This is a genomic window from Accumulibacter sp. (genome assembly GCF_023806635.1).
GTDB lineage: Bacteria > Pseudomonadota > Gammaproteobacteria > Burkholderiales > Rhodocyclaceae > Accumulibacter.
In genome coordinates, this window is the sequence record NZ_JAMTDQ010000109.1 from 18,601 (window position 1) to 30,488 (window position 11,888).

At 68.0% G+C, this 11,888-nt stretch carries 12 protein-coding genes; 1 reads left to right on the forward strand and 11 read right to left on the reverse strand.

Annotation, left to right across the window (positions count from 1 at the left end):
- The first annotated feature begins 461 nt into the window (after positions 1-461).
- Entirely contained in the window at positions 462-1,253 is a 792-nt protein-coding gene (locus tag NFW30_RS18730) for a hypothetical protein (RefSeq protein ID WP_295349490.1), read from the forward strand.
- 91 nt (positions 1,254-1,344) lie between these two features.
- Here the strand turns inward: NFW30_RS18730 and ureG are convergent, their stop codons facing one another.
- The 11 genes from ureG to urtE form a co-directional block, all read right to left on the reverse strand.
- Positions 1,345-1,956, reverse strand: coding sequence for an urease accessory protein UreG (gene ureG / locus NFW30_RS18735; protein ID WP_295349492.1), 612 nt, complete (start codon positions 1,954-1,956; stop codon positions 1,345-1,347).
- A 17-nt stretch (positions 1,957-1,973) separates the two neighbouring features.
- Positions 1,974-2,645 (reverse strand): urease accessory protein UreF, encoded by a 672-nt coding sequence (locus NFW30_RS18740; protein ID WP_295349494.1) that lies wholly within the window; start codon positions 2,643-2,645, stop codon positions 1,974-1,976.
- Complete coding sequence (ureE, locus tag NFW30_RS18745; RefSeq protein ID WP_295349496.1) at positions 2,642-3,193, reverse strand: urease accessory protein UreE; 552 nt, start codon at positions 3,191-3,193, stop codon at positions 2,642-2,644. Before ureE ends, NFW30_RS18740 begins: the two co-directional genes overlap by 4 nt.
- 7 nt (positions 3,194-3,200) lie before the next feature.
- A complete protein-coding gene (gene ureC, locus NFW30_RS18750; RefSeq protein WP_295349498.1) occupies positions 3,201-4,913 on the reverse strand; it encodes an urease subunit alpha in 1,713 nt (570 codons plus the stop codon).
- Complete coding sequence (locus tag NFW30_RS18755) at positions 4,910-5,218, reverse strand: urease subunit beta (RefSeq protein WP_295349501.1); 309 nt, start codon at positions 5,216-5,218, stop codon at positions 4,910-4,912. The genes ureC and NFW30_RS18755 overlap by 4 nt, the downstream gene beginning before the upstream one ends.
- 11 nt (positions 5,219-5,229) lie before the next feature.
- Positions 5,230-5,532 (reverse strand): urease subunit gamma, encoded by a 303-nt coding sequence (locus tag NFW30_RS18760; RefSeq protein WP_295349503.1) that lies wholly within the window; start codon positions 5,530-5,532, stop codon positions 5,230-5,232.
- Between the two features lie 18 nt (positions 5,533-5,550).
- Positions 5,551-6,432, reverse strand: a complete 882-nt coding sequence (locus NFW30_RS18765) for an urease accessory protein UreD (protein ID WP_295349505.1) — start codon at positions 6,430-6,432, stop codon at positions 5,551-5,553.
- Positions 6,429-6,989 (reverse strand): Uma2 family endonuclease, encoded by a 561-nt coding sequence (locus NFW30_RS18770; RefSeq protein ID WP_295349507.1) that lies wholly within the window; start codon positions 6,987-6,989, stop codon positions 6,429-6,431. The genes NFW30_RS18765 and NFW30_RS18770 overlap by 4 nt, the downstream gene beginning before the upstream one ends.
- A gap of 481 nt (positions 6,990-7,470) precedes the next feature.
- Positions 7,471-7,812: a hypothetical protein gene (locus NFW30_RS18775; RefSeq protein ID WP_295349510.1), complete on the reverse strand. Its 342-nt coding sequence runs from the start codon at positions 7,810-7,812 to the stop codon at positions 7,471-7,473.
- A 132-nt stretch (positions 7,813-7,944) separates the two neighbouring features.
- Positions 7,945-11,106, reverse strand: a complete 3,162-nt coding sequence (locus NFW30_RS18780; RefSeq protein ID WP_295349512.1) for an EAL domain-containing protein — start codon at positions 11,104-11,106, stop codon at positions 7,945-7,947.
- An 89-nt stretch (positions 11,107-11,195) separates the two neighbouring features.
- A complete protein-coding gene (gene urtE / locus NFW30_RS18785) occupies positions 11,196-11,888 on the reverse strand; it encodes an urea ABC transporter ATP-binding subunit UrtE (RefSeq protein WP_295349514.1) in 693 nt (230 codons plus the stop codon).

Below are 11,888 nucleotides of genomic sequence, written 5' to 3' on the forward strand. Positions count from 1 at the left end.
ACGTCTTCACTATAGCAGGGGCCGCTGTCGACCGCTGTTCCGGGAGACCGGGCTCGCCACGAACACTGGCCCTGACGGAGCCTGCCGGCAGACGCATGGGAGCACCAATGGGCCCATCGGTTTCGGTCCGCCCATGCCGCAGACCAACCGCCGCACGAATTGACGACCATCTGCCGGCTCGCTATCCTGCCACCATGGGCTCTGATGACATCCAGCGACCGCGATCCCGCCGCAGCCGGTCGAACCCGACCACAGACCCGGTCGGCGCGCCACCACCAGGTTGCAGGTGATGCTGCCGTACGACCGCCTTGGCGCGTGTGCCCTCCGCTTGCCACCGGCCCAGCCGCCCAGGAGATGCCGCGCGGCCAGCGGGCAGCCTGTCGCGCGAAGCGGTTCCGGCAGATGACGAGGTTGGCGTAGAACAGACTCCGATCTCGCGCTCGCTGTCTGCTGCCCTGGCGGTGTCGCTGCTCCTGCACGCCATCGTTCTCTTCTTTCCGGAGCGGGAGGCAGTACCCCGGCCGATCGCCTCGACGCGCTTCGATGCCCGGCTGTCGCCGGCGCCGCAGGCGGCAACGCGGGCATCCCTGCCGCCCCCACCGGTGACCGCCAAAGCGCCGCCACGGGCCGCCGCCCGACCGACAGGCAAGCCACCACGCCCGCGCAGCCCGAACACGCCGACCCCCGCCGATGCCGCGGTTCGCCAAGAAACGCCGCGCTGGACCCCGAGTGAAAGGCAGGAAATGAAGCGTTTCCTCGACGAGCTCGAAGAGCAGGCGAAGGCGGCTCCCAAGCCGTCGCTGGCACAACGCTCCCTGGCGCAGGCGGCGGAGCTCGGGCGGCAGCAGGCGCGGCGCGACGAACAGGGACTGCTCATGCTCGAACGCCGGCCCGACACGCCGCCGCCCGACCCGTTCAGCCTCGACCTCTACCTCGATGGCATCGTCCGGCGACTGAACCGCAGTGCCGCCTTCGTCCGCAACGACCCGCGCAGCAGGGGAGTGAAGCCGGCCGCAGTCCAGTTCCGGATCAACCCCAACGGCAGCCTCAAGTCCTTCGCCGTCCTCAACGCCGGCGATCAGCAGGAGGAGATTGCGTTCATCCGTTCGGTGGTCGAGCGATCGATCCCCTTCGCTGCCTTTCCGCCGGACATCGACCGCGCCGCGCGCTCGCTCGGCGTGACGATCTGCATCCAGCCAAGCCACGCCGGCGGCTTCGGCTTCAGCCGCCTGCCCGATGGCCGCGCCTGCTGACCCCACATTTCGGTGACAGTATTGTCAACTCGACGACCATCCCGCGCGCGCCGGAAACATTACGCCGATCCGCTGGCGGGTCGGCGCCCGTTCAGTGGAACAGACCGCGCTCCTCGATGAAGGTGATGATCTCCGCCAGCCCCTCGCCGGTCTTCATGTTGCTGAAGACGAAGGGACGCTCGCCGCGCATCCTGCGGCTGTCGCGCGCCATGACTTCGAGTGATGCGCCGACCAGCGGCGCGAGATCGGTCTTGTTGATCACCAGCAGGTCGGAGCGGGTGATCCCCGGACCACCCTTGCGCGGGATCTTGTCGCCGGCGGCGACGTCGATGACGTAGAGCGTCAGGTCGGATAGCTCGGGGCTGAAGGTCGCGGCAAGATTGTCCCCTCCCGACTCGACCAGGACGATCTCGATGTCCGGGAACGTAGCGGTCAGCCGCGCGACGGCTTCGAGGTTGATCGAGGCGTCTTCGCGGATCGCGGTGTGCGGGCAGCCACCCGTCTCGACGCCGAGAATGCGTTCCTGTGGCAGGGCAGCGTGCTGCACGAGGAAGTTCGCGTCCTCGGCGGTATAGATGTCGTTGGTCACCACGCCAAGGCTGTACCTGTCGCGCAATGCAAGGCACAGCGCCAGGGTGAGTGCGGTCTTGCCTGAGCCGACCGGACCTCCGATGCCGATGCGCAGGGCGGTTGGGGCGTTCATCCTTGGCTCGCTTTCCGTCATGATCGAAACAGTCTCGAGTACTGCGTTTCGTGCTGGCTCGACGCCAGCGCGAAGCCAGGGGCGAAGTTGCTCCATGCCGCCTCGGGGAGGACCAGCGCCCGTTGCACGACCGCCGGAATGCGGCCACCGAGCTGCAGCAGGGCCCGCTGTCCGGCGGTCTGGCCAAGCGGCACGGCCTTCAGCGCCGCCAGCACCTGATTCTCGCACCAGGACCACAGATAGGCCACAAGCGAATCGGCCAGCGGGATCCGCCAGGACGCAGCGGCGAGCGCCCAGACCGTCGGAAAAGCCGTCTCCGGCAGTTCATCGAGGACCTCCGGCAAGGGGAAATCGTCGAGGTCATGCAGCAGGCGGCGCAGCGAGTATCCCATCTGCAGGGTCTCGGCACGCAGCTCGGACGACTCGCGGCTGGCCAGGAACTCGCCGTTCAGACGCGCCACCTCGCCGATATCGGCGGCGCGCCAGGCGCGCTGCAGGCAGGCCGCGAGCGGCGCCTCGAAGCGACCGATGCCTTCCTCGAGCACACCGCCGATCCACTGCCCGGCGCTCCGCTCGTCGCGCACCAGCCCGGCCTCGACGGCCCATTCGAGCCCCTGCGAATAGGTGTAGGCCCCCACCGGCAACGCCGGGCTGGCGAGCTGCAGCAGGCGTGTCAGCACTAGGCTCACTTGAACTCGTGGATCTTCGCCGGCGAGCGATGCGGACCGTGGCCAGGGTCGTGTGCTTCGACCACCCGCCGGCCCTTCGTCGGCCGGTAGTCGTGCCCATGCGCAGGCGCCTCGCCATGGCCGTGCGCCGCGCCGTAGGCGCCCCCCTCCGGGTCGAACGGCGCCACCACCTCGCTGACGGAACAGGCCAGACGCCGCAGCATGTCGCCCAGCACGTGGTCCGGCTGCAGGCGCAGGAACCCGTCGCCGAGCTGCACCGGCACGTGCCGGTTGCCCAGGTGATAGGCGGCACGGGTCAACTGCAAGCTGTCACGGGCGCGAACTTCGAGCAGCTCTTCGGGCGCCGCGGCGACCTCGACTACCCGTCCATCGCCGGCCAGCAGCCGGTCGCCATGCCGCAGCACGGTGCCCGCCGGAAGGACATAGCCCATCTCCTCGCCGCCGACCAGCCTGACGCGCTGCCGGCTCCGGCAACGGGCGTCGTAGGGCAGCACCAGATGATCGCTGACCGGCGCATCGGCGGCAGCAAAGGATTCGGCAAGAAGCATGTGCCGCTCAGAACAGGAAGTAGCGCTGCGCCAGCGGCAGCACGCTCGCCGGCTCGCACACCAGCAGCTCGCCGTCGGCGCGGACGGCGTAGGTCTCCGGATCGACCTCGATCTTCGGCGTCGCGCCGTTGTGCACCATGTCCGCCTTGCCGATCCCCCTGGTCTGGCGAACGGCGACCAGCGGCTTGCGCAGCTGCAGTGCGGCGATCGCCGGGCTGGCCAGCGCCGCCTGCGAGACGAAGATCACCGAAGTCTGCAGGGCACTGCCGAAGGAGCCGAACATCGGCCGGTAGTGCACCGGTTGCGGTGTCGGAATCGAAGCGTTCGCGTCGCCCATGGCGGCGGCGGCGATCATCCCGCCCTTGAGGATCAGCGACGGCTTGACGCCGAAGAAGGCCGGCTTCCAGAGCACCAGGTCGGCGAGCTTGCCGACTTCGATCGAGCCGACGAGATGACTGATGCCGTGCGTGATCGCCGGATTGATCGTGTACTTGGCGAGGTAGCGCTGGACGCGGAAGTTGTCGTGCCGCTGCGCGCCAGCGCCGGGAGACGGCAGCGGACCGCGCTGCAGCTTCATCTTGTGCGCCGTCTGCCAGGTGCGGATGATCACCTCGCCCACCCGCCCCATCGCCTGCGAGTCGGACGACATCATCGACAGCGCCCCGAGGTCGTGCAGGATGTCCTCGGCAGCGATCGTCTCGCGCCGGATGCGGCTCTCGGCAAAGGCGACATCCTCGGCGATCGCCGGGTCCAGGTGGTGACAGACCATCAACATGTCGAGGTGCTCGTCGACGGTATTCACCGTGTACGGCCGCGTCGGGTTGGTCGACGACGGCAGGACGTTGGCTTCGCCGACGGCGCGCAGGATGTCCGGTGCGTGCCCGCCGCCGGCCCCTTCGGTATGGAAGGTGTGGATCGTCCGCCCCCTGAAGGCAGCCAGGGTCGTTTCGACGAAACCCGATTCGTTGAGCGTGTCGGTGTGGATCGCCACCTGCACGTCCATCTCGTCGGCGACCGACAGGCAGTTGTCGATCGCCGCCGGCGTCGTTCCCCAGTCCTCGTGCAGCTTGAGGCCGATCGCGCCGGCGCGCACCTGCTCGCGCAGCGGCTCGGGCAGCGAGACGTTGCCCTTGCCGAAGAAGCCGAGGTTCATCGGGAACGCCTCGGCGGCCTGCAGCATGCGCTGGATGTGCCACGGGCCCGGCGTGCAGGTCGTCGCGTAGGTGCCGGTGGCAGGCCCGGTGCCGCCGCCGAGCATCGTCGTCACGCCCGACATCAGCGCTTCCTCGATCTGCTGCGGGCAGATGAAGTGGATGTGGCTGTCGATGCCGCCGGCGGTGACGATCATCCCCTCGCCGGCGATGATCTCGGTGCCGCCACCGATGTTGATCGTTACACCGGGCTGGATGTCCGGGTTGCCGGCCTTGCCGATGGCGGCGATGCGGCCGTCCTTGAGGGCGATGTCGGCCTTGACGATTCCCCAGTGGTCGACGATCAGAGCGTTGGTGATCACCGTGTCGGCAACTTCCGCCGCCGGCTTCTGGCCCTGGCCCATGCCGTCGCGAATCACCTTGCCACCGCCGAACTTGACCTCGTCGCCATGGACGGTGAAATCCTGCTCGACCTCGATCCACAGATCGGTGTCGGCGAGGCGGACGCGGTCGCCGACCGTCGGCCCGAACATTTCGGCATAGGCCTGGCGCGAGATGCGGACGCTCATTCGAGTGCTCCCATGATGCTGGCGGTGAAGCCGTAGACCCGGCGCTCGCCGGCGAGCGCGACGAGCTGCACGCTGCGCGTCTGCCCCGGCTCGAAACGCACCGCCGTACCGGCGGCGATGTCGAGCCGGAAGCCGCGCGCGGCGACGCGATCGAATTGCAGCGCCGCGTTGGTCTCGGCGAAGTGGTAGTGCGAACCGACCTGGATCGGTCGGTCACCGGTGTTGGCAACAGCCAGCCGGATCGTCTCGCGACCGGCGTTGAGCTCGATCTCGCCGGGCTCGATGTGCATCTCTCCGGGAATCATGCCGGACCTCCTCAGACGATCGGGTGATGGACGGTGACCAGCTTGGTGCCGTCGGGAAAGGTGGCCTCGACCTGGATATCGTGGATCATCTCGGGAACACCCTCCATGACCTCGTCGCGCGAAAGAAGGGTCGTGCCGTGGTGCATCAGTTCGGCCACCGTCCGTCCGTCACGCGCCCCCTCGATGATCGCCGCGCTGATCAGCGCCACCGCTTCCGGATAATTGAGCCGCAGGCCGCGTGCGCGGCGCCGCTCGGCAAGCAGCGCGGCGGTGAACAGCAGCAGCTTGTCCTTCTCTCTTGGCGTCAGTTCCATTGCTTCCTCTCAACAGGATCAGGTACTCCAGATGCGCGGCGGCACCGCCTCCCTGGCCAGCGCCAGCGGCCGCAAGCGCCGCCAGACCCCCGTCAGCCACGCCTTTGCCGGCTCGCTGGCCGGCCCCAGACAGCGCGCCACGAGCACGCCGGGCAGCGCCGTCACACCGACGCGCAGGCCGCGGGGTGACGGCACGGCGCGGCAGGCTGCCAGCCATTCCGCTGCGACCGGCCGGCCGGCGAGCAGCAGCGTGCCGCTCACCGGCAGCCCGCCGAGGCCGGCGGCGGCAGCGAGCCACGGCGAACCGCCGCGCAGGCAGCCGCGTTCGATCCACAACGGCCGCCCGCCTTGCTCGATGCGCGTCGACAATTCGAGCCGGCCCTGGCTGAAAGTCTCGCCGGCGGCCGTTCGCCCGAGGCAGAGGATTTCCCAGCCACAGTAAACGGCGCCAGCGGCCAGATCGACCCGCGTCAGCATCTCCGCCTCGACGCCGTCGAAAACGATCGTTTCCTGCGGCAGCCACTCGACGATGGCCTGCTCGTCCGCACGCAGACCGACGGTCTGCCGCGCGCGCCGCCCGTCCGAACGATACCACTTGCCGGCGCCCGGTGTCGTCAACTGCGCGTGCGCAGCCGCCGCCGCGACGACGACGATGTCGAGGCTGTCGCCGCCGGCGACGCCGCCCGGCGGATGCAGGACGATCGCCTGGCAGACCGCCGGCCCCTCCGGGTAGAGCGCCTTCTGAACCCGCAGCGGCCCCAGGTGGGCGCAGTGGGCCAGCACCGTCCGCTCGCCACGCCGTTCGAAACCGAGTGACAGGCGAGCCTGCCAGCCCGGCCGGGGGACATTGCCGACCGCCGGCGCGACGCTGGACGACGCGAACCGGGTGCGCTCGCTCAATCCGCCCACAGCCCCGCGAGCGCGAAGCTGATGACGGCGAACGGCGGCTGCGCAACGGCCGCCTCGTCCTCGAGAACGGCAAGCAACAGCCACTGGCCGCCGCGGTTCTCGAGGACATCCAGGATGCGCAGATCGGGATCGACGAGCCACGCGTGTTGCACGCCGTGCGCGGCGTAGATCGGCAACTTTTCCGCCCGGTCGACGCGTGCCGTCGCCGGCGACAGGATCTCGCAGACCCAGTCGGGGGCGAGATCGAACCCGGCGGTCTCGGGCAATCGCGGCAGGCGTTCGCGCCGCCAGCCGGCGACGTCGGGGACGAGAACGTGTTGCTCGAGATGGATCTCGGGTTCGTCGAGGATCCACCAGCCGCCCGGACCATTTCGCGCCAGATCGAACGGACCGCCCAGCTCGAAGCCGAGCGAAGAACTCGCCCGGGCATGCCGTGGGGCCGGCCGCGGATGGGTGACCAGACGGCCGTCGATGATCTCGCCGACGACGTATTCCGGCAGAGCGAAAAGATCTTCGTAGACAGAGGGTTTCTCTTGCGGCAGACGCATGGCGGTTTCCGATGATCGACCGAGCAAAGTCTAGCGCGGATCGCCTGCCCCGACAAACAGCAGCGAGCCGGATCGGCGCGCCGCCGCGCGAGCGCGTGGCTGGCGGATCGCTGTCCGCGACGAGCGACGAGTCCGGCAAGCAATCCGGCATCACAGGCGCGGGAAGGCTTCCCGCACTCCCTGCCAGTGGTCTTGTCGCTGCTCGTCAAAACGTCGATGATGTGTGCCACTCACCGCAAGGACACTTCAATGATCAGCCGCGACCGACCGGACCCTGGCTCATCGACCAGCGCCGGGGTGCTGCCGCTCTCGCCTGCCCCGCTCGTCATCGCATGAGCGCGAACATTCACCATCGCTGGCAGCGCTACTGGCTGCCGATGGGCGCCACCTTGAACCTCGACGCGGATGGCTTCCTGCCCGATCCCGAGTGCCGGTTCGGCCGCCACTACAACCCGGGTGCGCGGCAGCGCCGCGGGGCGCCTCAGTCGCCGGCGGTGGGCCAGGCGACGAGTTCGGCGAGATGATCCCGCTCGATCATCGCCGCGACTTCGGCGCCATCGCGCAACACCTGTATCGCCGGCACCTTGAAGCGCGTCTTCCGCCAGCGCTCCGGCTGCTCGAAATCGATGCGAAGGCGCTCACCGGTGGTGTCGTCGTCGACGATGAAGATCGGTCGCCCCGCCCACTTGATGCCGGGAAAGAGCTCGTGCTCCTGCAGCGGGTGGTCGGACGGCAGGGCATCCTTGATCTCGGCGATGAGGCCGTCCATGGCGTCCATCGGGACCATCGACCAGGGTGATTTGATCTCGAGTCGTTCTTCCATGCAGCGCTCCACAAGAGATGCCGCCTGGCGGGCGCCAGGCAGAGTTCGCAGGACTGGGCAGCGAGCCCGCCCCGGTCGGGATGAGCAGCCTCGTTCCCGTCCGGGAACGGAAGCGCCACCAACGATACATCATCAGCCCATCCCGCCCGCGAAGGACTCGCGCCAGCGGCCGAAGTCATCCGCCGGCATCGGCTTGCCGAACAGGTAACCCTGCAGTTCGTCACAGCCGGCTGCAGCAAGCACGCGCATTTCCTCGGTCTGTTCGACGCCTTCGGCGACGACGCGCAGTCCCAGCGTGTGACCGAGGCCGATCACCGCCTTGGTGATCGCCAGGTCGTTGGGATCGTCGAGCATGTTCCTGACGAAGGACTGATCGATCTTCAGCTTGTCGATCGGGAATCGGTGCAGGTAGTTCAGGCTCGAGTAGCCGGTGCCGAAGTCATCGACCGCGAGCGAGATGCCCAGCGCCTTGATCGCCTGCAGCAGGTCGATGGTCAGAGTGACGTCTTCCATCAGCAGCGACTCGGTCAGTTCCAGCTCGATCATCGCCGGGTTGACGCCATGCTCGGCGATCGCCTGCCGTAGCGTCACCAGCAGATCGGGATCGTGCAGCTGTGCCGCCGAGAGGTTGACCGAGATTGCCAGTTCCTGGCTGGTCGCGCGCCAGGTCGCCAGCTGACGACACGCTTCGGCGAGCACCCAGGCGCCGATCGGGACGATCAAACCGCTGTCTTCGGCCACCGGAATGAATCGTGCCGGTGTGATCAGCCCGTGTTGCGGGTGCCGCCAGCGCACCAGCGCTTCGGCGCCGAGCAGCCTGCCGCTGCAGCATTCGACTCTTGGCTGATAGAAGACACACAGTTGCCGACGCTCGATCGCCACACGCAGGTCGTTCTCGATCTGCATCCGCTCGCGCGCGCGCCGGTCCATCTCCAGGGTGAAGAACTGGGCATTGTTGCGGCCCTGCTGCTTCGCCTGGTACATCGCCGCATCGGCGTTGCGCATCAGGGTTTCGATCTCGAGTCCATCCTCGGGGTAGACGGCGATGCCGATGCTGCACGAGACGTGCAGCTCGGCGCCACCGACGTTGTGTGGCTGGCGGATCAGCCGGATCAGACGACACTCGACGATCTGACGGATCTCCTCGACGTCGGTGACGCCATTGAGAACGACGACGAATTCGTCACCGCCCATGCGGCTCACCGTGTCGCCGCTGCGCACCCCACGCTGGAGCTGGCTCGAGACCGAGCGCAGGACTGCGTCGCCGATATGATGACCGAGCGAATCGTTGATGTTCTTGAACCGGTCGAGGTCGATGAACAGCACTGCCAGCCGCCGCTTGTGCCGGTCTGCCTGCTGGAGCGCCAGGCGCAAGCGTTCGACGCAAAGCGCCCGGTTGGGCAGATCGGTGAGGACGTCATGCTGTGCGAGGTGGCTGATGCGCTGCTCGTCGGCCTTGCGCGCGCTGATGTCGAACCAGGTGGCGATGTAGTGGGTGATCCGGGCGGATCCGTCGCGTACCGCGTTCAGCGCCGCCCATACCGGCAGGGCCTCCCCGCTCTTGCGCCGGATCCACATCTCGCCCTGCCAGTGGCCACGAGCGACTGCCATCTGCCAGACTTCCTCGTAGAAGCCATCCGGATGGCGATCGGAACGCAGGAATTCGGGCGTGTCGTCGACCACCTCGAGGCACTCGTACCCCGTGCTGCGGCTGAAGGCCCGGTTGGCGGTCAGAATGATGCGCCTGGCGTCGGTGATCAGGATGCTTTCCGAGGACGCTTCGAACACCCTGGCCCACAGTTCCAGGCGTGACTCCATCTGCTTGGTCCGGCCGATCGGCGTGAAGGCGGTGAGCACGGCATCACGATCCTGATAGCGCAGGCGTCGTGCCGAGATCAAGGCCCACTCGCGCCGGTTGGCACCGTGCCAGAGGATCTCGAACTCGTCCACCGCGCCGCGGTCAGCCAGCATCTGGAAGAACTGCACCCGCGCCTCGGCTGGCAGACCGCCCGCCCAGGGGTCACTGCGGCGGTTGTCGAGCCAGGCGTTCGCCTGCGCGTTGGTGTGCAGCACCTCATGCTGTGGCGTCGCCGTCACCAGCAGCGGGATCGGGACGGCATCCAGCAGCTGCCGCTGCGCTTCGGCGGCGCGCGCCTGGGCAGCGAGTTCCTGTTCGAGGCGGCGGCTGCGGTCGAGCTGCTCCAGCATGTCGTTGAAGGCGTTGATCAGGCGGCCGATCTCGTCGGAGGAAGGCCACTTCGCCCGCAGCGTGTAATCGCCCGAGCGGCGCACATCATCGGCAACGTCGGCGAGACGCCGAATCGGCAGCGCGATCTGGCGCGCCACGAAATAGACGACGCTGAGCAGGAGCAGCAACAGGGCAGCAGCGGTACCCAGGTGCAGCCACATGCGCTGGAACAGGTCATCGATCCGCTGCTGCAGCAGGCCGCCGAGGGCACTGCCGGCCGCCATCCACGCGGCGTCGAGCTGCCGCCAGGTGGCGAGCGCCAGCCGATCGTGGTCGGCACCGCGTCGGCTGCCATCCTGGTCGATGGCCAGTCGTCGGGCGCTGGCGCGCAACGCTTCCACCGCCGCCAGCAGTCTCTGCCGTGTCGGCTGCAGCGCGACCCCGAGTTCCGCGCTGCCGGCCGCGAAGGCTTCAGCGTAGTCGCTCTCGATGCCGCTGACGACGGCATCGAGACGGCCTTCGAGGATGAGGTAGGAGCTCTGTTCATGCGCCCGCCGGGCTGGCGCCGCCGCCGCGGCCGTCTGCGCCTGGTCGCGAATGCGACCGATCAGGTCGAGGAGTTCCGGGAAACGCAGGACCACCAGCGACATCGTGTAGTAACTGTCCAGATCGGGATCGAGGATCAGATTCGACTGATTGCCGATACGGGTGATCAGCGCCTGCAATGCCGACGCGACCGCGTGTTCGTCGCTGGCTGACCGGGAGTCGGCATCCTCCAGCCGGCGCAATTTGCCGGCCAGGGCCTGCGCCAGTTCGCTGCTGCCCAGATCACCGCGCGCCGAACCATGACGTCCTTCGGCTGCGAGCACGGCGTCCGCCGAGCCACGTGGCCCGCCGCCCGTCAGCGCGCCGAGCGTGGCTGTGCGCAGCGCGCCGATGTAGTCGTTACCGACGATCTCCTTGCGCGCGAAGTCGATGGCGATGAACTTCTCGTTGATCAGGATCGTCGAGACGAAGATCACCGCCGACAGGTCGAGCGCGTAGATCAGGATCAGCTTGCGCGCAACGCTGAGGCGAGCAATGAAGTTCAGCAGGAGATGGCGCATGCCGAATCACCGTGGGCGCGGCCGCAAGGGACTCCTGCCACCGAACGGCTCATTTGCGGCCTGCCTCGCACTCGATGATCTCTTGTCGGTTACACGGCCAGCGCCGCCAGCACCCCGTCCTTCTCCATCTCGTCTCCCCGCCCGCGCATGATGATCTCGCCGCGCTCCATGACCAGGTACTGGTCGGCGAGCGAACGCGCGAAGTCGTAGTACTGCTCGACGAGCAGGATGGCCATTTCGCCACTCGCCGCGAGAGAGCGGATCGCGCGCTCTATGTCCTTGATGATCGACGGCTGGATGCCCTCGGTCGGCTCATCGAGGATCAGCAGCTTCGGCCCCATCGCCAGCGCGCGGCCGATCGCCAGTTGCTGCTGCTGGCCACCGGAGAGGTCGCCACCACGCCGGCGCAGCATCTGCCGCAGCACCGGGAACATCTCGAAGATGCGCTCGGGAACACGCGTGCCGCCGGGGCAGGTCGCCAGCCCCATGAGCAGGTTCTCCTGTACCGTCAGGCGGGGGAAGATTTCCCGCCCCTGCGGCACGTAGCCGATTCCCGCCCGCACGCGCTGGTGCGACGGCGCACGCGTCAGGTCGCGGCCGGCGAACTCGATCGTCCCGCCTTTCGTCGGCAGCAGGCCCATCAGCGACTTCAGCAGGGTCGACTTGCCGACGCCGTTGCGCCCGAGGATCGCCGTCACCTTGCCCGCCTCGGCGCTGAAGCTGAGGTTGCGCAGGATGTGGCTGCCGCCGTAGTACTGGTTCAGATTGCTGATCTGCAACAT

Coding starts and splice junctions, on each gene's coding strand:
- ureG (WP_295349492.1), bottom strand. CDS start 1,956: ATGAACGCCCCAACCGCCCTGCGCATCGGCATCGGAGGTCCGGTCGGC.
- ureE (WP_295349496.1), bottom strand. CDS start 3,193: ATGCTTCTTGCCGAATCCTTTGCTGCCGCCGATGCGCCGGTCAGCGAT.
- ureC (WP_295349498.1), bottom strand. CDS start 4,913: ATGAGCGTCCGCATCTCGCGCCAGGCCTATGCCGAAATGTTCGGGCCG.
- NFW30_RS18755 (WP_295349501.1), bottom strand. CDS start 5,218: ATGATTCCCGGAGAGATGCACATCGAGCCCGGCGAGATCGAGCTCAAC.
- NFW30_RS18760 (WP_295349503.1), bottom strand. CDS start 5,532: ATGGAACTGACGCCAAGAGAGAAGGACAAGCTGCTGCTGTTCACCGCC.
- NFW30_RS18770 (WP_295349507.1), bottom strand. CDS start 6,989: ATGCGTCTGCCGCAAGAGAAACCCTCTGTCTACGAAGATCTTTTCGCT.
- NFW30_RS18775 (WP_295349510.1), bottom strand. CDS start 7,812: ATGGAAGAACGACTCGAGATCAAATCACCCTGGTCGATGGTCCCGATG.
- NFW30_RS18780 (WP_295349512.1), bottom strand. CDS start 11,106: ATGCGCCATCTCCTGCTGAACTTCATTGCTCGCCTCAGCGTTGCGCGC.
- urtE (WP_295349514.1), bottom strand. CDS start 11,888: ATGTTGCAGATCAGCAATCTGAACCAGTACTACGGCGGCAGCCACATC.